The sequence below is a fragment of the Pedobacter sp. MR2016-24 genome, from assembly GCF_026239655.1.
In the GTDB taxonomy this organism is placed as follows: Bacteria; Bacteroidota; Bacteroidia; order Sphingobacteriales; family Sphingobacteriaceae; genus Pedobacter.
The window spans coordinates 369,333-395,105 of record NZ_JAPIVO010000003.1 but is presented as its reverse complement, the minus strand read 5'-3'; the positions used below and the strand labels follow the sequence as shown (position 1 = coordinate 395,105).

Annotated in this window: 21 protein-coding genes; 19 read left to right on the top strand and 2 right to left on the bottom strand. The window is 40.5% G+C overall.

The features are described 5' to 3' along the window. Positions 1-37: 37 nt before the first annotated feature. The gene (locus tag OQX62_RS09435) at positions 38-1,039 is read right to left on the bottom strand and encodes a helix-turn-helix domain-containing protein (protein WP_265831235.1); all 1,002 of its coding nucleotides are present in this window, start codon (positions 1,037-1,039) and stop codon (positions 38-40) included. 106 nt (positions 1,040-1,145) lie between these two features. Between OQX62_RS09435 and OQX62_RS09430 the strand changes: the two genes are divergently transcribed. From OQX62_RS09430 to OQX62_RS09370, 13 genes are all read left to right on the top strand, one after another. Next, a complete protein-coding gene (locus OQX62_RS09430) occupies positions 1,146-2,249 on the top strand; it encodes an FAD-dependent monooxygenase (protein WP_265831234.1) in 1,104 nt (367 codons plus the stop codon). A gap of 182 nt (positions 2,250-2,431) precedes the next feature. Then, on the top strand, positions 2,432-3,268 hold the full coding sequence (locus tag OQX62_RS09425) for an alpha/beta hydrolase (RefSeq protein WP_265831233.1): 837 nt from the start codon (positions 2,432-2,434) through the stop codon (positions 3,266-3,268). Positions 3,269-3,315: 47 nt separating this feature from the next. After that, positions 3,316-3,870, top strand: a complete 555-nt coding sequence (locus OQX62_RS09420) for an RNA 2'-phosphotransferase (RefSeq protein ID WP_265831232.1) — start codon at positions 3,316-3,318, stop codon at positions 3,868-3,870. A 37-nt stretch (positions 3,871-3,907) separates the two neighbouring features. Continuing rightward, positions 3,908-4,408 (top strand): macro domain-containing protein, encoded by a 501-nt coding sequence (locus OQX62_RS09415; protein ID WP_265831231.1) that lies wholly within the window; start codon positions 3,908-3,910, stop codon positions 4,406-4,408. Positions 4,409-4,518: 110 nt separating this feature from the next. Next, entirely contained in the window at positions 4,519-4,668 is a 150-nt protein-coding gene (locus OQX62_RS09410) for a hypothetical protein (protein WP_265831230.1), read from the top strand. 52 nt (positions 4,669-4,720) lie between these two features. Further along, positions 4,721-4,876 carry a hypothetical protein gene (locus OQX62_RS09405; protein ID WP_265831229.1) on the top strand — a complete coding sequence of 52 codons (156 nt, stop codon included), beginning with the start codon at positions 4,721-4,723 and terminating at the stop codon, positions 4,874-4,876. 112 nt (positions 4,877-4,988) lie between these two features. Beyond that, positions 4,989-5,969 carry an aldo/keto reductase gene (locus OQX62_RS09400; protein ID WP_265831228.1) on the top strand — a complete coding sequence of 327 codons (981 nt, stop codon included), beginning with the start codon at positions 4,989-4,991 and terminating at the stop codon, positions 5,967-5,969. Between the two features lie 117 nt (positions 5,970-6,086). Continuing rightward, positions 6,087-7,001: a helix-turn-helix domain-containing protein gene (locus OQX62_RS09395; RefSeq protein ID WP_265831227.1), complete on the top strand. Its 915-nt coding sequence runs from the start codon at positions 6,087-6,089 to the stop codon at positions 6,999-7,001. A gap of 141 nt (positions 7,002-7,142) precedes the next feature. Continuing rightward, the gene (locus OQX62_RS09390; RefSeq protein WP_265831226.1) at positions 7,143-9,161 is read left to right on the top strand and encodes a M13 family metallopeptidase; all 2,019 of its coding nucleotides are present in this window, start codon (positions 7,143-7,145) and stop codon (positions 9,159-9,161) included. 358 nt (positions 9,162-9,519) lie between these two features. Further along, a complete protein-coding gene (locus OQX62_RS09385) occupies positions 9,520-10,692 on the top strand; it encodes an AAA family ATPase (protein ID WP_265831225.1) in 1,173 nt (390 codons plus the stop codon). Positions 10,693-10,703: 11 nt separating this feature from the next. Beyond that, positions 10,704-12,461 carry an SAP domain-containing protein gene (locus OQX62_RS09380; RefSeq protein ID WP_265831224.1) on the top strand — a complete coding sequence of 586 codons (1,758 nt, stop codon included), beginning with the start codon at positions 10,704-10,706 and terminating at the stop codon, positions 12,459-12,461. After that, positions 12,461-13,954, top strand: coding sequence for a hypothetical protein (locus OQX62_RS09375; RefSeq protein ID WP_265831223.1), 1,494 nt, complete (start codon positions 12,461-12,463; stop codon positions 13,952-13,954). Before OQX62_RS09380 ends, OQX62_RS09375 begins: the two co-directional genes overlap by 1 nt. Before the next feature lie 59 nt (positions 13,955-14,013). Continuing rightward, complete coding sequence (locus OQX62_RS09370; protein ID WP_265831222.1) at positions 14,014-14,643, top strand: alpha-ketoglutarate-dependent dioxygenase AlkB; 630 nt, start codon at positions 14,014-14,016, stop codon at positions 14,641-14,643. A gap of 64 nt (positions 14,644-14,707) precedes the next feature. Here the strand turns inward: OQX62_RS09370 and OQX62_RS09365 are convergent, their stop codons facing one another. Further along, positions 14,708-15,349: an alpha-ketoglutarate-dependent dioxygenase AlkB gene (locus OQX62_RS09365; RefSeq protein WP_265831221.1), complete on the bottom strand. Its 642-nt coding sequence runs from the start codon at positions 15,347-15,349 to the stop codon at positions 14,708-14,710. 1,435 nt (positions 15,350-16,784) lie between these two features. Between OQX62_RS09365 and OQX62_RS09360 the strand changes: the two genes are divergently transcribed. The 6 genes from OQX62_RS09360 to OQX62_RS09335 all read left to right on the top strand — a co-directional run bounded on the left by OQX62_RS09360 (position 16,785) and on the right by OQX62_RS09335 (position 25,418). Then, positions 16,785-17,915 carry a DNA methyltransferase gene (locus tag OQX62_RS09360; protein ID WP_265831220.1) on the top strand — a complete coding sequence of 377 codons (1,131 nt, stop codon included), beginning with the start codon at positions 16,785-16,787 and terminating at the stop codon, positions 17,913-17,915. Positions 17,916-17,917: 2 nt separating this feature from the next. Next, the gene (locus OQX62_RS09355; RefSeq protein WP_265831219.1) at positions 17,918-19,093 is read left to right on the top strand and encodes a hypothetical protein; all 1,176 of its coding nucleotides are present in this window, start codon (positions 17,918-17,920) and stop codon (positions 19,091-19,093) included. Next, positions 19,090-21,219, top strand: a complete 2,130-nt coding sequence (locus tag OQX62_RS09350) for an ATP-binding protein (RefSeq protein WP_265831218.1) — start codon at positions 19,090-19,092, stop codon at positions 21,217-21,219. The genes OQX62_RS09355 and OQX62_RS09350 overlap by 4 nt, the downstream gene beginning before the upstream one ends. Positions 21,220-21,221: 2 nt before the next feature. Further along, positions 21,222-22,946: an AAA family ATPase gene (locus OQX62_RS09345; RefSeq protein WP_265831217.1), complete on the top strand. Its 1,725-nt coding sequence runs from the start codon at positions 21,222-21,224 to the stop codon at positions 22,944-22,946. Then, positions 22,943-23,866 carry a hypothetical protein gene (locus tag OQX62_RS09340; protein WP_265831216.1) on the top strand — a complete coding sequence of 308 codons (924 nt, stop codon included), beginning with the start codon at positions 22,943-22,945 and terminating at the stop codon, positions 23,864-23,866. Before OQX62_RS09345 ends, OQX62_RS09340 begins: the two co-directional genes overlap by 4 nt. Before the next feature lie 274 nt (positions 23,867-24,140). Then, positions 24,141-25,418, top strand: coding sequence for a hypothetical protein (locus tag OQX62_RS09335; protein WP_265831215.1), 1,278 nt, complete (start codon positions 24,141-24,143; stop codon positions 25,416-25,418). The last annotated feature ends 355 nt before the right edge of the window (positions 25,419-25,773 follow it).

The following is a 25,773-nucleotide window of genomic DNA, read 5'->3' as shown; positions in this document are numbered from 1 at the left end:
TTATTTGCATTGATTTTCTCTTTTGCTGGCTATGCAATCAAATTGATGAATCTTTAGGAAGACAGCTTTTAACATTAGTGATGTTAAAACTTTGTATATACTTCATTGGCTTCTTGCCAATATGTTTTTCAAATACTTTTGTGAAGTGACCTAAGTTTTCAAAACCCATTTTATATCCCGCTGCTGATACGGATATATTTTCGTCCCGCATCAGCCTTGCTGCCTCTTTCATGCGCAAGTGCTGATAGTAATCGTAGATGCCCATGCCAAATACCTGCTCAAATAATTTACGCAGCTTGAGTTCATTCATGCCTGCTATTTGCTTTAATTCCTCGATACTGCTGAACCGGCTCAATGACGAAACAATTTTGTCGCGTACCAGGTAAACGGCTTCGATTTCTTTAGCGCTGAGCTTCTGACCAACAGCATTCTGGCGCTTCTTCAAACTTTCAAACAGGTGGAAAATCAGTTCCATTGCCTTGATCTTGTAAAAATAACTTTTCAGGTGAGCTGGCTCTTCCTTTTTCACGATCTCATTTACCGTACGCAATATATCATCGGTCATGATTTCTTCAATCCAAAAATTATGGGTACTGTTGAAGAGGTACTGAAAGTGCTCAGACTCTTCCTGTAAATACATTTTCAAATAAGCAGCGCTAATGCTGATGGACACATGCGTAACCCAGCTGTCCTTTTCAAAATGTATTTCCTGACTAATCGCATATGGAAAAATACGCACATAAGGAGGGGCAAGGATGCGCCTGGCTTTACTTTTATCGGGATCGATGGTCGTATCATCTTCAAAGATATTGTGAAATACAAAGCCAATAGCATCGCTTATATCAGATGTGGCAGTTACGCGGGTGAAACTATTTTTGGTGAAAAATGATCCGAAGTGCATCGCCATTTCGGGCAGGAAAGTAAATCCTTTGAAAAAGCTGATATGAAAGTGTTTCAATTCATTTTCTATGGTTACACCAACTTTATTGGTAAACCGGAGAACGCTGCTGTTGATACCTGATTCATCTTTCAAATCCATGTTTTACGATTAAAAGTACTAGTTTATCGAATATTTTATATGTAAAGCTACAATTACATTTGCATACCTAACGATAATGCAATCGTTAAATCTAAAATTTGAAGCGATGAAAAAACAAGTATTGATATCCGGAGCAAGCTTTGCAGGACTCACTTTGGCGTATTGGTTGAATAAATTTGGTTACGGGGTGACAGTGGTGGAGCTCGGCAAAGGACTGAGAACAAGTGGCTCACCCATTGATGTGCGTGGGGAAGCGCTGGATATAGCCAAAGAAATGGGGATATATGATCAGATTAAAGCTGGTGAATTTGTTCATAGGGATGAGATCGTGAATGCGCAAGATGAAACACTGGCTACATTTGCGATCAATACCCTGGAGGAATATTTAGGTGACATTGAAATTCACCGGGGGGATCTGGTTAAAATTATCTACGATACTCTTCCAACAGATGAAATCGAAATCATTTTTAACAATAGTATATCTGCATTGATCCAGCATGAAGATGATGTGGAAGTGTCCTTTGAGAAGGGGGAAAGCAAATCTTATGATTTTGTGTTTGGAGCAGATGGCACCCATTCGGCTGTGAGAAAATTGGCTTTTGGGCCGGAGGATCAGTTTAAAAAGTTTCTTGGGGTGTATTTTGCCTTTGCGAAAGCTGATCAGATTGAAACGGGCAGACCGAAATCAACAGGTATTGTTTATCGCGAACTGGGCAAACAAGCAGTGATTTATCAGTTCAAAGAGGGGGCAAATGCTATACTTTTATTCAGAGCACCGAAACTGGAGTGGAACTACCGGGATCTCAACCAGCAAAAGCAAATTTTAAACGACTATTTTGCCGGCAACACGAATTGGAAACTCCCGGAAATTTTAGATGCGATGCTGAGTGCGAATGACCTGTATTTTGATGAAGCCTGTCAGATTCATATGCCGAGCTGGACAAAGGGTCGGGTAGCACTGATAGGGGATGCCGCTTATGCGCCCAGCTTTTTCACAGGTATGGGTACGAGTCTCGCGATGCAAGGTGCAGCGTTACTGGCTAAAGCGCTGCATGCGAATGCCGATTACCACATTGCCTTTGAAAAGTATAATGAAGGATTCAGACCTTTTGTTGAGCAGACTCAAGCCAAGGTTACTTATGGATTAACCATTCAATTGCCAGAAACGGAAGAGCAATTACAAGCCTCTATTACAGCTTTGAGTAACTAAGCTGATTAGCTGCAGCTTTGCCCTTTGATTAATAAATTGAATGTATAGATGATGGATAAATCATTTTTTCAAGCTATTTTGCAAATGTAATTAGTGACCATGAAACTATTATGATCTTTCAAATCACACGGCGGAGCGACGAGATCATGATAGCTTCATCACAAAAAGCAAAATGTAAACAGATGAAAAAATTGATAATCCTGTTACTGTTCATCAGTACATCTGCCGCGCAGGCACAATTAAAATATAAAAGGGAACTAAATATTCCATATTATACGGAATCGGCCAACATGAAGGACGATTACATAGCCAAACAATGCCGGCTTGACATTTATTATCCCAAAAACAAGAAGAGTTTTGCAACGATAGTGTGGTTTCATGGAGGCGGGCTGACAGGTGGAGGGAAAGAGATTCCCCAGGCACTGATGGATAAAGGCTATGCAGTGATTGGCGTGGGTTACAGGTTATCGCCCATGGCAAAAGCCCCGGCTTACATAGAAGATGCGGCGGCTGCGGTAGCATGGGCTTTTAAGCGTATTGCTCAGTATGGTGGCGACCCCGGACAAATTTATCTGAGTGGTCATTCTGCGGGAGGTTATCTGGCAATGATGATTACCCTCGACAAAAAATACCTGGCCAAATATGAGATCGATGCTAACCTTGTTGCAGGATTAATTCCTTTCAGCGGGCAGTGTATCACCCATTTTACGGTAAGAAACGAACGGGGGATTAAAGATACGCAACCTGTCATCGATGAATATTCACCTCTTTTTTGGGTACGTGCCGATGCGCCTCCGATGCTGCTGATCACGGGCGATGCGGAGAAGGAGTTATTAGGCCGGTATGAGGAGAATGCCTACATGCTGCGGATGATGAAACTGGCGGGACATAGAAATACAAGTCTGTTTCAGTTACAGGGATTTGACCATGGTGGCATGGCGGTACCAGCATTTCCTTTGTTGCTAAAGGAAGTGGCGGCACGACAGCAGCAGGTTAAAACTTTAAATCACTCTGAATAAAAGCAAAATGATAAAATCATTTTGCAGCTACTACGACTTAATAAACAATGATTAGCGATAAACAACTGATACAAATAAGCAAGTTTTTGAGTTTGATATTACGACATCAACCTGAAACAATTGGCATTCAGCTTGACCAAAATGGTTGGGCAGATGTTCAAATATTACTTGAAAAAGCAAATGCTCACGGGATAGAATTTGACAGAGAAATACTGAACCACATTGTTGCTACTAACCCAAAGAAGCGATTTGCATTTAATGATACAAATGATAAAATCAGAGCAAGTCAGGGACATTCGGTAGAAATTGAATTGGGTTATACCAACCAAAAACCACCGGAAATACTTTATCACGGCACCGGAGAAAAGTCTGTTCAATCCATTTTAGCAACTGGACTCGAAAGGCGCAGCAGACAGCACACTCATTTAAGTAGTGATATTGAAACCGCCATCAAAGTAGGGCAGAGGCATGGAAAACCATTTGTGTTTAAAGTACTTACAGGACAAATGTATGAGGATAATTTCCAGTTTTTTATTTCTGACAATGGCGTTTGGCTGACTGATCATGTTCCTGCTGGATACCTGATCAAAAACGAAGGCTAATCAATATCAGCAATTAACAGGTGATATATCAGTACTAATGAAGAACATTATATTGTTAAATAAAATCAAAATGGATATTACATATATAAAAGGAGACGCCACAAATCCTGTTGCTGTTGGCAACAAGATAATTGTCCATGTTTGCAATGATATTGGCAGATGGGGAAAAGGCTTTGTAATGGCAATCTCAAAACGCTGGAAAGAACCAGAAAAGAGATATAGGGAGTGGTACAAGACACAGGTTGAATTCTCACTTGGAGAAGTTCAATTTGTAAAAGTTGAAGATGATCTTTGGATAGCGAATGTGATTGGCCAACATAAAATAAATAAGGACGAAAGGGGAAATGCACCAATTCGCTATGATGCAATCTTAATAGGGCTGGAGAAAGTTGCACATTTTGCGTCAGAAAATTATGCGACTGTACACATGCCGCGAATTGGATGTGGTTTAGCTGGCGGCACCTGGGATAAAATCGAGCCTTTGATTATATCGGCTTTGAGTGAAAAAAAAATTCAGGCGACAGTTTATGATTTTTAGCATGGGGGCGCCAAGACCCTATACAATCTGACTACAACAAATATCAACGCGGATACATTTCATCGGGCGACCATTAATAATTTTGCAATGAAATTTATTCTGCGCAAAAAATGGAAAATGTAATATTAAACCAGGTAGAAACACATCCGTTTTCCCAGAAAACAGCAATGCAGCAGGCTTTGAAATCTCAGGGCATACAGTTGCAGTCCTGGGCACCCTTTGCTCAGGGTAAAATGATCTTTTTAATAATCAACTTTTAAAAGCGATTTCGGGCAAACATCATAAGAGCATTGCCCAGGTAGTGCTACGGTGGTGAATTCAAACGAAGTGGTGGCTATCCCGAAATCAGCAGATGTAAAAAGGATGAATGAAAATTTCAATGTATTTGACTTTGAGTTGTCTGCCGGTGATATGGCAACGATCAAATCTTTAGATCAGGGTAGCGGACTAATTTATTTGTTTAAATAACGTTTGAAAACCTGACTACAACAATTACCAATTGAACTACTTTTTAACATACGACAATCAGGAGTTTTGTACCAGAGATTTATTCATTTTTAAAAACAACCAAAAAAGAGTTATGCAAAAAAGAAAATTAGGCAATAGCGGATTAGAAGTTTCCGCATTAGGTTTTGGCTGTATGGGTTTAAACTTTTTGGATGGCAAAGGTCTTGATAAAAAAGAAGCCATAAAGCTACTGCACAATGCAGTTGAAAGGGGGATCACATTTTTTGATACCGCAGAAGCCTATGGGCCTTATACGAATGAAGAATTAGTTGGTGAGGCATTACAGCCGCACAGAAAAGATGTAGTGATCGCCACCAAATTTGGTTGCAAAGATGCGAGTCCGGCTATAGGTTTAGACAGCAGACCCGAAACGATCAGAGCGGTAACCGAAGCCTCTTTGAAAAGATTAAAAACAGATTATATTGATCTGCTTTATCAGCACAGGGTTGACCCTAATGTGCCGATAGAAGATGTGGCAGGAACAGTAAAAGACCTGATACAAGAGGGCAAAGTGAAATATTTCGGGTTATCGGAAGCGAGTGTTACAACCATTCGGAAAGCACATTCAATTCAACCTGTATCAGCATTACAAAGCGAATACTCTTTGTTCTGGCGGGATCCGGAAAATGAAATCATACCATTATTAGAAGAGTTAGGGATTGGTTTCGTTCCCTTCAGTCCTTTGGGCAAAGGCTTCCTCACTGGTATCATCCACAAAAAATTAGCGGATGTGGACCGCAGAAATATTATTCCCCGTTTCAGCGAAGAAAATATAAAGGCCAATCTTGTTCTAGTAGACGCACTTGCCGAGATCGCTCAGCAAAAAAATGTGTCGACCGCACAATTGGCATTGGCCTGGCTCTTAGCGCAGAAGCCCTGGATCGCACCAATCCCCGGAACCACAAAACTGCATCGTTTAGAGGAAAACATCGGGAGTACAACTATTGTATTAACAGCAGATGAAATTGCAGAAATTGATACAACAGTAGCTGGAATTAAATTGGTGGGCGACCGCTATCCCGAATTTTTAGAAAAGCAAATAGACAGATCATAATTGTAACAATTGTATTGGGTGTGCAGGACAGGTAATGCGCTTGCACACACAATTTATACAGCAGATGATAGCTAGTCAATAGCTTACACAAAATTTGATTAAATTCGTAAACGAAAAATGCAGCAACAACCTAACATTGTTCATCTAAAAAGTATATCGCAGTTGGTGCGTGTTTTGGGATTTCCTGCACCATCGCATCCGTTGATTGCATTGGTTGATTACACTAGTGTTTCGAATGAAGTGTTTCCAAAAGGGCAAAAAGTAAGTCTTGATTTTTACAAAATATCTTTCAAGCCAACCTTCACAGGGCAAATCAAATACGGTCAGGGCCATTACGATTTTGAAGAAGGCGGACTGGCATTTTTGAAGCCAAAACAAATCGTTTTTCCACCAGAAGATATAGAAAGCTATGAGGGTATTGCTTTGTATTTCCACCCGGACTTCATCCGAAATTATCCACTGGGTAAGACAATCAATCAATATGGATTTTTCTCTTACGATGTTTCAGAGGCCTTGTTTTTATCTGCCAAAGAAAAGGAAGTTATTGCCAATGTATTTAAGATCATAGTCAATGAGTTAGAAAATAATATCGACAATTTCAGCCAGGATGTTCTGGTGTCGCAGATAGAATTGTTATTGAATTACAGCAATCGTTTTTACAACAGGCAATTTATTACGAGGAAAGCCGTCAACCATGACATCATCTCTTCTTTGGACAAGCTTTTGCACAACTATTTTGAAGAAGAAAACAGTCTGAGAAACGGTTTGCCATCCGTGAAATATATCAGCACAGCATTAAAGCTATCACCACGCTATTTGAGTGATCTATTGAATTCCCTGACAGGACTAAACACACAACAATACATTCAGCAGGCCATCATAGAAAAAGCCAAAGAAAAATTGTCAACGACAAATCTATCTGTTTCGGAAATTGCTTATGAACTGGGCTTTGAACATTCACAGTCCTTCAACAAACTTTTCAAGACAAAAACTAATGTTTCGCCTTTGGAATTCAGACAGTCTTTTAATTAAAAGGCGACAGAAAAGCAGGATCTTAAAAACCAATGCCGCTAATAAGGATTTGGTAACTTTTGCATGGGTAAATCAATAGCTGTTTTGTTTTAGGGGTGTAATACTGAGTTGAAAATATTATATTTAAACAAACTCAAACATATGACTAAATCAGTTTACCTATGGTTCACTTTGATATTAATAAGTGCATCGAATCATTCAGAAGCTCAGCAGCGAACTTACGTTGATGTGCCAGGCATCGACCAGTCAATCAAACCTGGTGATAATTTCTTTCGGTACGTTAACGGACGCTGGTCAGATACGGTAAAGATCGCAAATGATCAGTCGGGCGTAGGCTCTTATAGTTTCATGAACATTCCGCAAAAACAACTCTTGCAGAATATTCTGGACAGTGTTTCGAAGACCAAAAATGTAATAGGTAGCATAGATCAGAAAGTTGGGGACTTTTACGCATCCGGCATGGATATGGTAACCATTAATAAACTGGGCTATCAGCCACTTAAATCAACAATGACCCGTATTGATGCCATCAGTAATGTGCCATCCCTGCTGAAATTCGTTGGGGCAGAGGTGAAAGCAGGAAACTTGTCACTGATCCGCTTTGGGATTTCGCCCGACAAAAAGAATAGCGGGATTAACATTGCTCATGTATATCAGGCAGGGACTAACTTACCTGAAAGGGATTACTACTTTAAAACGGATTCTTCGACGGTACATATTCAACAGGCCTATAAAACATACCTGTGCAGTTTGTTTCAGTTGACCGGCAGTAACCGTGCGACCGGAATGAAGAACGCAGATATTGTGTTTGCTATCGAAAAGCAACTCGCCGCATCGCATAAAACAAACATACAGCTGAGAGATGTCAAAGCAAATTATAACAAAGTTTCCGTTGCTGCCATCAATACATCACAAGCTGATATGGGCTGGGCGACTTTACTGGCCAATCTGGGAGCAAAAACGGATTCCATTGATGTTCCTCAACCGGCGTATTTTGAGAAACTCAACGTCATGCTGAAGACTATCCCGATCAGCGACTGGAAAATATACTTAAAGGCCAATACGCTGGGTAACTATGCCGAGATGCTTAGTCAGCCTTTTATAGATGCTTCATTCGAATTTAGTAAGGTACTTTCCGGACAAGCTGTGCAAAAATCCCGCAGGCAGGTGATGACCGAGAATGTAGACAACTATTTGGGTCAGGCTTTAGGCCAGCTCTATGTAAAGCGCTATTTTAATGAGGACTCCAAAAAGCGTGTGCTCATACTGGTAAATAATCTGCAAAAATCCTTTGAAAACAGGATCAATCACCTGGAATGGATGAGTGACAGTACCAAGCAAAAGGCAAAGGATAAACTATATGCAATCACTAAAAAGATAGGCTATCCGGATAAGTGGAAAAATTACGATAACGTAAACATTACCAGTGGCAGGTACTTCGAAAATGTACTGTCTGTCAACCAAAACGATTATCAGGTTGAGCTGGCAAAATTGAACAAACCGGTTGACAGAACCGAATGGCATACCACCCCATCAACGGTTACGGCCTATTATAATCCACCATTGAACGAGATCGTTTTTCCGGCCGGTATCCTGCAGTATCCATACTTTGATTTTGCCGCAGATGATGCGATTAATTATGGTGGCATCGGAATGGTGATCGGTCATGAAATGACACATGCCTTTGATGACCAGGGGGCACAGTACGATAAAGATGGAAATGTAAAAAACTGGTGGACGAAAGAAGACTACCAGAAATTCCGCGAGAAAACGCAGCAGTTGTCCGCTTTATACAGCACATTTACAGTTCTGGATACTGTTCACATCAAGGGTGCGTTGGCATTGGGCGAAAATACTGCCGATAACGGGGGAGTAGCTATCGCATATGATGCCTTTAAATTAACACAACAGGGAAAAGATTCGGTCAAGATTGATGGATTTACACCAGATCAGCGCTTCTTTTTATCAATTGCCAGGATATGGAGAGTGAAGACCAGGGATGCATTTCTGAGGACCTATGTGAATACCAATCCGCATTCGCCCGCAATGTGGCGGGTAAACGGACCTTTGATGAATTTCGCTCCATTCTATAAAGCTTTTAACATTCAGCCCGGGGATAAAAATTACAAGTCCGAAGCTGAACGGGTGAGGATATGGTAGGTGATTTTTCAGCCGAACTAGAAGATACATGTAACGTAAAAAGCCTCAAAATTTCGTGAGGCTTTTTGTGATTCTAGGGGGATTTGCAGTGAGTGTGAAAATTGGGTTTTATATAGTACTTTATGGGGGTCTTTGATTTCGACTCACCATTTTAACTGCAATTGTTATACATTATATCTAATTTTTTTGAATAAAAAAGGAAATTATTTTAAGCCTTTATTTTCGTTTCGACTCCGATATATGGGAGATAGAGTATTATTTTAAATATTAATATGTTGTTCAGAAGGAAATTTATAAAAAAGTTGCTTTTTTTATAAATTTCCGGTCTATATTTAGTATCTAAAAAAATCTCAATTATATGCCTCAATTTAAATTTAACACTATCTCCCGGACAGATATAGAAAATAGCCTTGGTGGATCCCAGATGCTCTATGCGATCGATTACGATGGCCCTAAAAATCTTATCATTACGGGATGCGCAGGAAGTGGAAAAACTACGGTAAGTCTGATGAGAGCAGAACGGCTTACTACTTTGGGCCATAACATCCATGTAATTACCTTTCATGATCTTTTAGTCAATAACCTAAAAAACAGCGCTAGTGTTGAGTTGAAACCCAATATTTTAAAATATCATGGTTGGTTCTACAGAGAAAGTGACTATGTTGAAGTAAAGGGTGTTGAGCGTAAAAAAGTACATGAGATGACCTATGAAGAAATGGCTAATGAATTGGCAGACTTTAAACCAGTCGATGAGTTTATAATCGATGAAGGTCAAAATCTTCCAGAATCCTTTCACAAAATTCTTCTCGCAAACTGTAAGAAAGTTGCTATTGGCGCTGACAATGCACAAAAAGTACATAATGGTCTTACAACAGAACAAATTAAGCTAAAAATAAGGGAGAAAGGTGAAATACATCCTATCCAGCTTCAATATAATTACCGAAACACGTTTGAAATCTATAATTTTGCTAGGTATTTTTTGCCCTTGAATGAAAGGGCAAATAACGAGCGGGCAATCGACAAGATTCCAAAAGGTCGTAGTGAAAAACCAACTTTTTTTTTGGTGCCGGATAAAGACAGTGAACTTGCGCAACTCTATACCCTTCTAAGAGACGCAGGAGATCGAAATGTTGCTGTAATTGTTTATCATGTTCAGGAAGTGGAATACTATTATAAAGCTATTGCAGAGTTCCAAATGGGATGTTCGCGACATCATCACAATGATCATGTACTTGAAATGGAAAACGTTTTAATAACTACTTACAAATCTGCTCAAGGGCTTGAATTCCAAACTGTAATTATGCCTAATATGGAAACTGTCGCACGTGAATATTACCAGACAGGTGAACATTATTATATTGGTAGTACGCGAGCAAAGGAAAATTTGTTTTTATTGGCTACGGCAGATACAATTCCAAAATATTTTGAGAGCTTTGACAAGGAGAGTTATCAGATAAAAAAAACAGACAAAATGAATGCTCCAAAAATAGAGATGCCGAAGCCTGGAGATGATGATGACCTACCATTTTAACACATATAATAATGGAATATAAAAAACTGGAAGCTGGAAGGCTGAAGCAACTATGTGAAGAAAGGAAACTTGATTCGAAAGGAAATAAGGATACTTTGATGAAGCGATTAAAAGACTGGGACTTCCGTAATGAACCTCAACTTGAATTAGGTGATGCCATGCAAAAAGAAGCGATATCGAATGCTCGGCCAAAAGAAAGCTTCAAAAGGCTATTTATCCAGGTCAAAGTATCGAATATCTCACATTATTTTAATACCGGATTAATATATCCAATAGTTTTGGAGGAAAGTGAGATCTATGTTAGAGAAAACAGAAAACATGATATTTTTACACAATTCCCGCAACACATTGTTCTCGGGGCGGGGCCAGTTAATCAGTTTGGAGATGATGATGCGCTTTTAGATATCACTACAGATCATTTGGACTTAACAGAGATTTCAGGGACTCCATTGTTTTGTTGCAATAAGCCAATTCCTTTGTCTAGAGTGAAAGCGATTGTCTTTAAGACTGATCAATCCAAAACTGGTTTTATTTCATCTGCAAAAACATTTCCAGATTTTTTTGTTGAAGAAAAAATGTGTTATGTATCCACTAGTCAGAGGCTATTAAATGTCAATTTAGAAGCGATAACGCTCGAACCTAATCACGGAATCGATAAATGGCACGATATCATGGATAGATTCGATAAGGTCATGGGGATGTTTGCGTTTATGAAAAATGCAGGCGTTTTTTTTGCAGATAGGGAAGGACTTTTTGAAGAATATACTACAAACTATTTTTCGGCTTTATCCGTAGTGAACCCGGTCGTGAATGCGAAAGTTACCAGAGATATTGCTCTCTATAAATACATTATATTTCCAGGCGAAATAGAAACGACAACGGTTCAAAGGCTATTATTCCAAATGATATTAAAAGCGATTTATGATAATATTGAAATGGACCTATCCTTTGCGCAGAAAATTTTGCATGTCGCCATTGAAAGTGGTTTGGCAAATAATGCTGAGAAGCATGAACTATTGGAGATCTCCTCACTTTTTGAACGGCTGCAGGGAAAAAAAGTGTCCTATAAGGATGTTGTCATGCAAACGATTGTTCAACGTAATTATCCAGTATTAGCATTATTGTTTTTGTCCAGATTTTCAAATAAAAGCAGGCAGCATACAGATAAGCAGGCCGTTAGAAATAACTTTCTTGAAAATAATTCACCATTGTCAAAAAGTGCATCTGAATTTTTAATGGCCGTCCTTGGATTATATTATGGATATAAAACGATGATTAAGGAAGATACGAATATAAATTTAATAGATCCATTTTTTTCTTCGCTCAGTAGACGCCACCAATCCATAAAGTTCAGGATAAGCTCATACTTGGATCGTTTTGTAATAGAAACTTCCTATTGGTTCGCTATTAATGGAACAAACAAAGCGAATAGTTATAACTATTTGATATACAATTCAAACGAACATAGAGACACCTTGACAGTAAGTTCCGAAGCCTATGAGTATATGGATCAATCTTATCCATATCTTACTTCAACTATTAATGTATACAGAAGGGTTAACAAATTGGACAAAATCTTTGAGTCCCTAGATCGAATCTATCCGAATCAAATTTCTGCAAACTCAGCCCTAGTTCAAAATTTGGTAACAAATTACGGACTCAAAAAAACACACTTATTTGAACTCATGAGAGATAATATTTCAAAAATTGACTTAAACGGTCTAGAACATTTAATAGAATTTGATAAAAAACAGAAATTTAAAAAGTAATGAATATTGATGCGCTCATTCAAGCTATACAAACCCTTCCGCCAAAAGAATTTGATCAATGGTTAGAGAGACATGAAAAAGAATTGTCAAATTTTTTCTATAAACAATCTGGGTCGGAGCTTCATGCATTGGAATTTGATAAAGTGTTCTTCGGCCCAATCGCCCGTTCGCAATCATACATCAATTATGTTAAAGATCGGACATCAAGTAACTCATTTGGAATTCTCATGGAACTGATATCTATTTCAGCTGAAAAACTTGCTATTATTGGTATCGATTCGTTATTAGAAACCCTCATCAGTGATCTTGAGGAAACAGCAGGTCGTCTCCGTCTGCAAGCGCTACTGGAGTTTTCCCTTGTAGAAGATATTGCAAAAGATTATTTCAGGAAGCTACCCATCGTTTTAGGCCTACTTGAAGAATCTCAGCTTTTGGATGAAGACAGCAATGCACGTCTTTCTGTGGATATCATTCTACTATATATCAATAAAGCCTATAAAGCTTTTGGAGAAAAGGGCATGACTCATCACCTCCAAAAGTTTTTCGAACTTTGCAGCAATTCTGAATTAGTTACCAAATATCCCTTATTGGCACATCCCGTTGTCTGTTCCCTACTATCAGGAGAGGATGCTTTTTCTGTACAACCTATTGAAGTAATTAGGGATAGGTTGGAAAGCTCAACATATTTCAGGGATATCGTTAACAGCATTAATGAAGAATATTATGGACATCCTCAAATCCATCATTTTGCGCGAAGGTGGTGGAAATATGATAATAAGACAATACTAAGAGATGTGCTCAACAGTGGGAGGACAGATTTTAGATCTGCTTATAATGAGATAAGTCCTTGTGAAAAGGTTTTGCTTTATTGTTTTTTCAATATGAAAAAACATTTCTTTACATCTTATGCAGTATTTGAAAGAATTCTACCCTCCTTAAAAACAGTTTTTGATAATGAAGACTATAGACCGATCATGATTGATCTGGGATGCGGACCTTTGACGTCAGGAATTGCAATTGCCGATCTAATGATGTCTTCCACAGGAAAAGCACTATCATTCACTTACGTCGGAGTGGATATTGCGCCTGCTATGATTGCCAGGGCAAAAAAAATTGAGGATTCTCCATTGTTTTCAAACAGCAGTTTCTACTATTGGGAAGATTGGAATAAAATTGATTTTGGTGTACTTTTTACAGTTGCCGGCAGAAATAACCCCGTAGTTTTTAATGCCTCATATTTGTTCGCAAGCGATTCTCTTGATTCAGCAGAACTAGCAGAATTAGTCTCGAATGTTGTAAAACTTTGGGATAATGTTTATCTTATCTTTCAAAATCCAGACAACGATATCCGCAATGTAAAATATATAGACTTTAAGTCTCGTTTGCGTCATGATAAACTATTGAATGGCACAGAAACAATTCGGTACAAAGCAACTTCGTCTGAATCAAGTGAAAAGGTTTATTACGAAATCTTAAAATTTATTGGTCCTTAATATCTTATAATAGTTAATTTCGGGACGATTATTGAAGTAGATTAATAAGATTCAGTTTTATGCAGGATATATTTGATTTGTTTAACCCCTTTCCAAATGATTATGGTAAGGAAAAAGAAAAGGAAAATCCAATGATAATTCCTGGATTAACGTACATCCCTGATTTTATTACAGTTGAAGAAGAAGATGGTCTCTTAAAAAATATCAATAAAAATGATTGGTTGGCGGATTTGAAAAGGAGAGTACAACACTACGGTTGGAAGTATGATTATAAAAAAAGAGGCATAGATTACAGTATGTATCTCGGTGATTTACCTCAATGGACATCCTACGTAGCGGAACGGTTATATCAACAGGGTTATACCACTGAGCTGGCTGACCAAGTCATTATTAATGAATACAAGCCTGGTCAGGGAATTGCTAACCATGTTGATTGTGAAGCTTGTTTTGGTGATTCAATTGTATCCTTGAGCCTAGGGTCATTATGTATCTTGAACCTAATTAATTTAGATACTAAGGAAAAATTGGAGCTAGTTCTTGAACCAAGGAGTGCTATGATAATCAAAGATGAGTCCAGATACAAGTGGTCTCACGGCATTCCTTGTAGACTTGCAGATACCATAAATAACCAATACATCAAGCGACAATTAAGGATCTCTATGACATTCCGGAAGGTTATTCTTAAATAAATATGGCATTAGAGAGCAACACGAGGAAGTTATTAGTATAGCCTATTTCAAAGATTACACAAATTCAGATAATTACTTTTCTAAATGTGATTGAGATCCTTAGCCCTCTGTTGATCCTAACTCCATGAATATTATCCGCTAATCGTGCTGAAATACCATGAGACCAATTGTATCTGCACTCGCCCTTTATACATATAGCACTTCTGCGCTCTAATACTGCATCTACTCTCATATTCGACTGAAGGTTAATAAAACTCATTACACTAATTGACCCTAAACTTATTGAAATGATGGTATCACCAAAACAAGGTTCGCAATCAACATGGTTAGCAATTCCCTGACCTGGCTTGTATTCATTAATAATCACCTGATCTGGGAGATCTTGAATTATTCCCTGGTATTGTAACCTTAATGCTAAGTTTTGTGCCCAGGTAGGTAAGGGCCCCAAGAACAATTCCGAATTTAGCGATCGCGCTCTGTAATCGTATTTCCATCCATAATGTTGTACTCTGCGCTTTAAATCACCTAGCCAGGGTTCCTGATTGATTATTTTAATGAGATTATTTTCTTCTTCCCTAGAGATAAAATCATTATAATATTCTAAGCCGTCAATAATATTGGAAACAAGTGGCTTTAAAGCTTGTCCTAGCTGTTTACTTTGCTGTGCTTCAAGACTGAAAAGGTCGGAAGAAGATGTTCTATACATTTGCGCTAGATTTAAACTTTTGGCTGGGATTAATGACCTAAGGCAAAGATATATAAATAACTTTTAAACTAAATAAATTAGTAAAAATAATTTAGGTCTTATTTGAATAAATTTAAAGCTAATAATATTAGTATATATGAGCGGTGGTGATTTAGGATCAAATGCTGAATCTTGAGGTAGCAAAATGCAAAAGATTCCGAGTTTTTAGAATTTAAATGTAGGTAGTCCCTTTATTAGCCGAGCTTTTGTAGTATAACTTATCACAAGTAGGGATAAACGTGAAAAAATTTATATTAATAACTTTTTTTTACGGCTTTGAAAAAACAGAAAATTCGAGATATTCTCGGCCGTGACCTCATCATTTGTGATTTATTAGAAATTTTGAATTTTCCCGGTAAACAAAAAACTTGCAATCATTTGACTTGCAAGCTTTTTCATATTTATGGAACTATCTTCTTTGATACCGCTGGGATGTGAACTTCGTTCAATTCTCAGCGTTCAAGTGCTATCTTGAAGGTTTTTTAAGAGCGACTCACCGAATCACTCACCTTTTTGTCTGTATTTTTTGTTGCAATTGCTATTATCTAAATATACGAATTTTTAGAAAAATAAACAAACATTCCATAGAAATTGTAAGGTAAACTGTTGACTTACTAATCCCTTGCTTGAAGACAAGAACTTTCCTGTTTTTTTTGTTATTTTATTATTCACCTAAAGATTTGAAGTAAATAAGAGATTCAGTGTTTCGAAATGGGTATGTGCTTTATTCGTTAGTTTACAAAACTATTAGGAATAAAAGATAATAGAATCTTTGCCTCCTTCTTTTACACAATCTGAAATTGATTTCGAATTATCTTCACTTTTTAATAAGTACCAGCTTATTACTGTTAACCATAGTTTGAGATATAGCAGTAAAAAATATTGGGACTCAAAGATAATGTGCAGTTATACTTTGTTAATAGTGCATTCAACGTTATGAAATATCCTTTTATTTTCAGATACTCTTTATCACCACCAGTGATATGCTGGGACTGAATGGTGGTTATATATTGTACGTGTAAAATATCAGTTTAGTTTGCTGCAGCTGCTTCTTGAATCAATGTGCGACACGGCCGGCACTAATTTTACGTAAAGAACCAGCAAAAACCGATCCTTAGGTTTTATTATTGATAGGCGAAGATATCTTTAATTAAAAAAATTGTAAATTAAAAAAACATTTATAGCTTTATACGACTTAAGCAAGATCTAACTTCATGATCAATATACTCAACAATAGCAAATTATACAATTTTATTTTTCGATCAGCGAACTGCTTTCTTAATCGGATTATTTACTATGGTCTGCGGTCACAGTTATGTACAAGCTTGCTGGTGATCATCGATCAGTTCAGTGTGGCATTTTTGAACTATAACTATGGGGGCGTTGCGGCGGCTGTATGAAAAAGGAACCTATTCAGATACATAACAGATCACATCCTAGGCTTAGGCTTAATACGATATGCCCATATTTTACGATGTTTCCATTGGCTTTTCCATTTCAAACTTTGCAGCGGGCCAGGAAAACCGATCTGGTCTACGATCCATTTTGCGGGCGGGGCACTACAAATTTTGCGGCACGTTTGCTGGGGCTAAATTCTTATGGCGTTGACAGTAATCCTATCGCGCAGGCCGTAGCACAAAGTAAATTGCTCTATGTTTCAGAGAAAGAGATTGATGCCCGCTGCCGGGCGGTATTGGCCGAGATGCCCGATACTGATCTGCCGCAGGGTGAATACTGGGAACTAGCTTATCATCCTGAAACACTGGCGGAAGTATGCAAGTTACGCAAGTATTTTATGACTAAAACGCTGTTGGACGACATCGACATCTCCCTGCGTGCGATTATCCTGGGTATTCTGCACGGTCCCAAGATGAAAACACAGGCTTCTTACCTGTCTAATCAGATGCCGAGGACCTTTGCGACGAAACCAAATTATTCTGTTCAATATTGGATAAAAAACGGTTTGATCGCCGATAAGGTTGACCTGGCCAGCTTGGTGAAGCGAAAGGCAGCCTACGTGTTCAACGAAGAGCTCCCCCGAAAAGTGGGTGGTCAAATCATTCTAGGAGACAGCCGCTCGATAGCAGATTCTTTCGATCAGGATATCGGCTGGGTTATTACGTCACCGCCTTATTTTGGGATGTCCACCTACGAACAGGACCAATGGCTACGAAATTGGTTTCTGGGCGGAAGTGACCAGGTAAATTACTCTTCAGCCAGTCAGTTAAAACATGGTTCAGAAACAACTTTTATCAATGACCTAGCAAAGGTTTGGTCCAATACTGCACTCAAATGCAAACCAAACGCCAAGATGGTGATTCGCTTTGGCGCCTTGCCCAGTTTGTCGGTTAAAACACCAAGAGAGATCATCAAAGAGTCTCTGGTCATAGCAGATTGCGGCTGGGAACTTAAAGCTCTGCGATCGGCCGGTAAGCCTTTTCCGGCGAAACGACAGGCTAATCAGTTCAAAGGGCAAACTGGGACTTATGTTGAAGAAATAGATGTTTATGCTACCTTAACTATTTAATTATGTTTGACCCGGAAGAACTACCTTATATCAAGCAGGCGATCCGAGATTGCGCACTTGTAGAGCGGCAGCTATTAACTGACCTGCGCAGCGAGGTTTTGGAGATTAAGGCATCCGTCCGCGTAATCAAGCCTCGTACGATCAATACTTTTTCCTTAGTTGCGACCGATGGAACGAGCAATAAACTGGTCTATAACCCTTTTTATTTTCAGTTGATCCGTGTTGTAGATTCTAATGGAAATAATGAGTGTTCGGATGTCCTGACACCTTCGACCAACACGGACGAATTGAGCGCCCGCCAGTTTGACGAGCGAGGCGAACCTAAAACAGTTTTGGGCACACTCATGCGCGATCTTAAATGTAAAACGCTTAGTGAACTCAGTCCAATGATACCTTCTGGTAAAAAGATGCGGGAACATCCCGAGGATATCTCAAGATCTTGGGTGCTTACCTATCGTGATCTTTGTGAATGGGCGGTCTTATATGATAAGATCTGTTATAAAGGATTTGCTAACCATACGGTAATAGTTCGGGACGGCTTGCTCAGAAGCAAGATCTTTAAATACGATCAAGGGCAGAAGCGACCTTTGTTTATTGAAATGATGGATCGGATTAAGCAAAAGATAGATAAAGACTACAAAGAAAAAAGGATCAGGATCTATATTGCGGGCATCGCTAAACATAGTCAGGTGCTGAGCCGTTATTCCCTGGCCATACAACTTGAAGGGGTCTTTCCTGCCGGAGATCCCCGTTTCGCCCGTGTACCAGAACTAATGGAAGAGCGGTCTTATGTATGGAAAGAATACATGGCTCGTTCGGACGAAGACAACGCGTATAGCGAAGTAAATAAATTCTCGGTAGGCAGTCTATATTTAGCGCGTTTTGGTAAACAAGCGGGTGATCCTATCTGGGCAATTGACCTGCTCAATTCGCAGACCGATTCTGATGCCGATATCTTTGGTTATCTATATATGGATACCTTCGACGGCTTTCCGATACCACATTATCCGGCTTGCCTGCAAAAAGCACTAGAGCATGCTCAAGTGGTCGATTTTGATCTGGACATCTTACAGGACGAGGTCGTTGCTTCCGTAAAAAATTTACTCCCTGCCGGTCAAAGGCATATTGTTGATCACCAAAACTTTACTAACCCCTCTATCGCAAATCGTCAATCATGAAATTTTTCCCAGAAAGCAAGATTGTAGGCATATTCAAAGGCTTTAGCGAAGGCGGGCTTGAATTCCATGCTGATATCGTACTAGGTTATGACAATTCGTTCCAGAACATCCCGATGCACGGACAGTTTTTGATCGTAGCTTTAGAAGGCGATGACGAGGCAGTTCTTGGCCGTATCACTGCGGTAGCCGCTATGGGAAAGTTGGCAGGTTCAGCTGGCGAGGATTATGCGCTGCGGTCTATCTCTGAGCGCAGAGAAATTTCAGAGGATTTAAGAGAAGGTTATTTAAAATATAAGATCGATATCCGGGTATTGGGTGTGCTGCGCAAAAAAGGAGACGAGATACAATTTGCACCGTCTCACCGCCGTCTTCCACATGTAGGCAGTAAAGTGGCTTTTTTAAGTGATGAATTATTGCAGGAGGTAGCGGGGCACAATCTAATGATCGATGAAGGCAGACCTGCCGCAGCCTTTGGCTACTTGGCTTACGGAGAATTTGTCTTCAATGGATCTAAATCCAATAGCCAGGCTATTTTGGAATCCTGGATGCTACCAAAATCGCCTGAGGTAAAGGCCAGATTCAAGGTCGAGCAATTGGTCTCCAGGCGTTCTTTCGTTTTTGCGAGGGCCGGTTTCGGAAAATCCAACCTGGTTAAACTCTTGTTCAGTACCCTATATGCCACACCACCAACTATCACCCGAAAAGGGAAACAAGTCCCAGTAGGTACAGTGATCTTTGACCCGGATGGCGAGTATTTCTGGCCCGACGACAGCGGTCGGCCAGGACTTTGCGATGTTCCGGAATTGGAAGATAAGGTTGTAGTTTTTACCAACCGCGCTTCGACAAGCCCGTTATACCAATCCTTCGTAGCAGGAAGTATCAAGCTAGATATCCGGCGTTTAAAACCCGCAGAGGTTATTGCGATTGCCTTGCCTGCTGAACGACAGGCGCAGCAAAACGTGCAAAAATTGAAAGCCCTAAATGCGGCCAATTGGACCAGGCTGATCGACCTTGTTTATCGGCTTGGAAATACTACGCCGCTCGAAGATCTTCGAGAGATAATTCTGGGAGACAGAGACACGGACCGTCAGGATGCGGAGATTATCGCTATCCGATCAAATATTACCACTATTGTCAGACTCATTCACGATCCGAGCAGCCAAATGCTGGACATGCTTTTTGAGTCTCTGCGTAACGGTAAATTATGTGTCGTCGATATCTCTCAGATGCGCGGTCAGAACGGACTGATCTTATCGGGTATTATTCTGCAGCAGATTTTCGAACATAATCAAAATGAATTCACTAAAGCAGAGCCTAATAGCATACCGACCATCGCGGTCATTGAAGAAGCTCAGTCTGTATTAGGTAGTTCCGGAGGCGCGGAAGGGCCATATGTAGCTTGGGTAAAAGAAGGGCGAAAATTTGGTTTAGGTGCGGTTTTGATCACCCAGCAACCGGGTAGTATTTCCGATGAGATCCTAAGTCAAGGCGATAATTGGTTCATCTTTCATCTACTTTCGGCGGTCGATCTGACCGCACTTCGTAAAGCGAATGCGCACTTCAGCAATGACCTGCTCAGCTCCTTATTAAATGAACCAATACCCGGTAACGGAATATTCTGGAGCAGTTCGGGCGGTAAGCCTTATCCTTTGTCGGTTAGAGTGTTAAGCTTCGAAGCGATTTATAAAGTTCGTGACCTAGCCTACGAGGCCCCGGACGCTATAACCTATGGTTCACTTCTAAAAGATAAGTTCGCCAAGCAGCTGCAGAGTGTACGGGAGACTGTCGGTACAGTAGAAGTAGAAATTGATGATGAGGAAGGATACCAGGCAGAACTGAGTCAGGAAGATGTGTTGGAAATGTATGTCAAGAATGCATTTGCAAAGGTCCGCGCTGATAGTAAGCTTTTAAGCGAAATAAAAGCAGGGAGTGGGAGATGGATGTCTTTAAAAATGAAGATCGCCGGATCATTACCTGACGATCTTCAAAACAAAGAAGACCTTGCACAGGATTGGGTGCCTCGATTTATGAATGAGCAGTTCGGCATCGGAAAATGGGGAACGAAAAAGTTGCCCAAGAAAAGCGATCCTAATCAAATGACGAGTTATTTTGAGTTGAAACCCTGACGATGCAAGTCCAGAGTGTACATAATGAAGTTTATCAACTGCTAGTCAGACGTTGGAATAGTGATCCATCGTTCCATTTTACATTTCGGCGGAGTAACCGCGAAGGCAAATTGGAACATGGCTATTGGTTTTATGGTAACGAAAGCTACCTGGCTGTTTCCTTTTGGACGGGCATGGATTGGAAGAATAAATCTCCCAATATTATTTTCGTCATAGAATTTCTCACCGGCGAGACCTATTTGGAGATAAATACTTCGGATTCTGATGAGAAACGGCGGTTCATCAATACCTACCTTTTAAATGAACTTCAGTTGGAGGTCCTCGGCAAACGCTTTCGCAAAAAATACACCGGCCCTTATTTGGCTTCATTAGACACTTTTATCAAGACTGACAAAGTTTCGATCGATGAAATCATTTCACACTATGCTCCCGATTTTTTTTTAGATGACAAAACTGGTATCGGCTTCATTTCTGCTACTGAGTTTGAAGAACAAAAATCTAAGATCGACAGCTACAGGGTTCAGCAGACAGACACAGATTTCAATAGTGACGCGCCAGCGACTATCAAACTTCAGGGTCTTAATATAGAGGATTTTGGCCCGATCAAACATTTGGAGATCACCGATATCCCCTTTACCTCACAATGGATATTTTTCACTGGGGAGAATGGTACCGGTAAATCATCGATATTACGTGCCATTGCAGCAGCGATCTGCGGTATCGATGTAAAGTCAAAGGGCATTGATAATGGCGCACCAAAAGTAGAGTTGAGATTGTTTTCTGAGGGCGGCGAGGTCACTTGGATCGTGCACCCTCACATGGGCTTTCCGCAAAATTATCCGCTTACCTATGGATTTGCAGCATACGGCCAATCCCGGTTACGAACCAATCATCTTAAGAACCAACCGCAATTGGTCTTACCGGATATGAATGTCGACGATTTGACCGCCTCTTTATTTGATGACGAGACCTATTTGATCGATCTGCAGCACCAATTCGAGCGTTGGCGCAGCGACTCTTCTAGCAAAGCACTTTTCGATAAGCGCAAATATTTTATTACCGAGATCCTGATCGATATTTTACCGAATCTGCATCGAATTGACTTCAGCGACCAGGTCAATGATCAAGATGGCACCACCTACATCGAACAAGATAACGATGGCCAGGAATTACCAGGTGTGACTTTTGATAAACTGGCTTCGGGACTTAAAAGCATGGTGGCAATGATCGGTGATATTCTGGTCCGACTCTATTTGCAGCAACCCGAGGTTAGCGATCCTGCGGAATTCACAGGCATTGTACTGATCGATGAAATCGATATTCATCTTCATCCCAAGTTGCAGAAGAACATTGTTATCCAGTTGACTAGGACCTTCCCTAAGATCCAGTTCATCGTGTCCACGCATAGCCCTATTCCGCTATTGGGAGCTCCTAGGAACAGCCAGCTGTTCAAAGTAGAGCGTATTCGCGATGAGGGGGTTAGGATAACGCGTCTTGACGAACGTTTACATTTGGGTGACCTGCTGCCCAACACCATTTTGACCTCACCGATCTTTGGTCTGGATGATATCGTTCCAGAAAGTCATGAGAACAAGAAATTAGTAAGGACCGAGACTACGTACACAGAATTGGAATTCAATGATCTAGTCAAGGCTCGGATTGCTGCCTATCTCTCGGATGAAAAAGAACAGGAACTGATCCGTTTATTTAGACAGCGCGGCCAATGAGATATGTGATCAAGCGTGATGAAGACAAAACGGCACGGCTGGCCTCCGAAGCTACATTAGAGGATTTAAATCGTATCGTGGGTACGCGTAACTTAGCGCTGATTTCAGACGCTGTCTACCGAGATACATATAATACGCCGGATGGCAGACGTTCCCACGTAGAGGATCAGCTTGCGATCGCCTATCAATACAAATGCGCTTATTGCGAAAGGCTTACTAAAGCGGATATTGAACATTATCGGCCTAAAAAGGGCATAGCTGAAGATGTGGGGCATTTGGGATACTATTGGTTATGCTACGAGTGGAGTAATCTGATACCTTCATGTATTACCTGTAATCGCGAAGGTGCCAAACACAATCAATTTCCCATTCTTGGACCCAGGGTGCCCGCACCGAGTTTTTCACCTGATGGTCGGCTAGACCTGGCGCTTTGCAAGGCGCATACCTCGCCTCTGTTGGATGAGATGCCCTATCTGCTTCACCCGGAGATCGACGACCCTGAATTTTTTTTTGCGTTTGTCCTTGATCCCAACGGCGAAGGGATCAGGATAGTCGGCATTGACGAGCATGATAGAGGTCAGCGCACAATAGAAATCTGTTTGCTGAACCGCCTGGAACTGCGGCTAGACCGGGTGGAACGTGTGATTAGCGATTTTAAAGATGGCGTTCATGGCTTATTGTTAGAACTTCAAGCTAATCAGATCAACCAGACACAATTCAGAGCACAATTACTGCAATGCATTCACTTATTGCATATGCTCACCTTAAGAGAGGAGAAAACGCATACCTATTTGCGCAAGTACATCGTCCGGACTGCTGAAAATTTCCGGAATATTGTGATTCCTTACATAGACACTCAGGCAACGGATATCGTACTGGAGGCGTTTTTGCTGTATCAGGAAAGAGGCGTTTTGGGTTAACACCTATATGATCCCTGGATTAATAGCTTGTAAAAGATCAAAACGTTGCTGGCGACCTGACTAGGATCGTAGTTGATATCGCTACCGAAAAAACGGATGATGCGGTAACCACGGCGAGGGCACAGATTGAACAAACTTTTTTGTCCGCATCGTCCTTAGGTTAAGCCCTGCTTGTTCCATGTATTCTTTGACATTCAATTTCATGGTGTAATTTATGAAACGCTGACAATTTATAGTAAGTATTTAAATGTTATATTTGATAAAATCCATTCCGATGTCGTTTAAGGTCAGTATTGATAGTGTTACGCTTGATGTCGTTTCAGCAAGGCTAAAGGGCGTGGTATCGCCTTACCATATCCTTAAGTGGCTAGCGAATTTTAAGGAAAATGAAGTCGGGCTTGCTATTGGGCTGCTCAAGAATCTGACTGTGTTCACGTCAGGCGAAATTGAGGAGGTCTATCACCAGGGGTTATATGATATTGTGCGGGCTGTCCCGCTGGACGAAAAAGTTGCTGTGGTTCCGATCGGTGTGTACGGGAAGAGTGGTACGATGATGACCTACCTCCTCAAGAAAACAGATGCGTTCAAATCGAACGCCAGAAGGATCACGCTCTGTCCTACGAGCGACGCGCTTAAAGAATTAAGCGGAGATCATAGCTGCCTGGTGCTACTTGACGATTTTGTGGGTACGGGTAAATCCGTAGCCGATTATTTTGAATCTGATATCGAGCCGCATACTAATCAATTCAAGCAAATTCGGTTCTTGGGTGTGGCTGCGATGCAGGCTGGGAAGCGCCATATTACTCCTTTTTTCACCCGGCTACATATTCCCGAAGAGCATATTTATACCAGAGCCTTTTCCGCTGACGCAAGCTATTTCGGCTACCGTAACCACATCGTTTACCGGGAACTTGCTTTTGATTACGGCTGCAAGCTCACTAAACCAGTGGCGCTTAAATCAGGCGGCCATAAGTACGCGAATGCGCTGGGCTTTGGCAATTCACAAGCGCTCGTGTCTTTTTTTTACGGCAGTCCTAACAATACGCTGCCCATTTTCTGGCAGGGAGACTTTGGGAAAACGAAATGGTTCGCGTTGATTCCCCGATTCAGCACTCATAAGATAGCGCTTGCGCGGGCATTCAGAAAGAAGCTGTCATTTGAGTTGAGTCTGTTTAAAGAGTTTGGCTCGGAGAATCTTATCGAAAGTTTTGCAACACTGTCGATCAAACGCGGCTCAAAGCGGTTCACATCGGTTAGCAGTATTGATTTTTCGTTGTATGGTATACTGAAGCTGCAAAGGGAAGGCGTTCATGAATTGAACATCTGCCAGCGGCTGGGTATATCGTTTGATGATTATATGGAATACCTGGATGAAGGAAAGAAGCGTGGGCTTTTTAATTCCAGATATAACCTAACGACCCATGGCCTGGAGCTTTATGAGGAAGCGCATGCATGTATCAAAAACAGCCAAAAGGTTGCATATGAGGACCGAGATACCTATGATTTGCGAAATATTAACTATCTTCCCCGAAAATTCAATGGAAGGTCGTAAGGCAAGCTTCATCTTGTTTCATTGCGTCTGAACGACGTTGTTTGCCACACGGCATATTTAAAGAAAGCAAGGTATCTTGGACAGTTGTCCAAGTCGGGCTGAAGCAGCTTTTCAACTTTTACTGCACAACATACCTGCAAGTGTTCGGCACTTGTGCAGTAAATGCTTCGCATTATTTCACAATAGAGTTGCCATTATGACCTTTCCATTGGATGATTTCGTTGCAAAAGCTAGGGCTGAAAAACATAGCCAAGCCTTTATCGATGAAACTACTGCATATATACAGCAACTCGAAAAGAATAAGCTCCCGGTTCTTTTTACATTAGAACATCTTTGTCTTGAGGTGAGGGTAAAT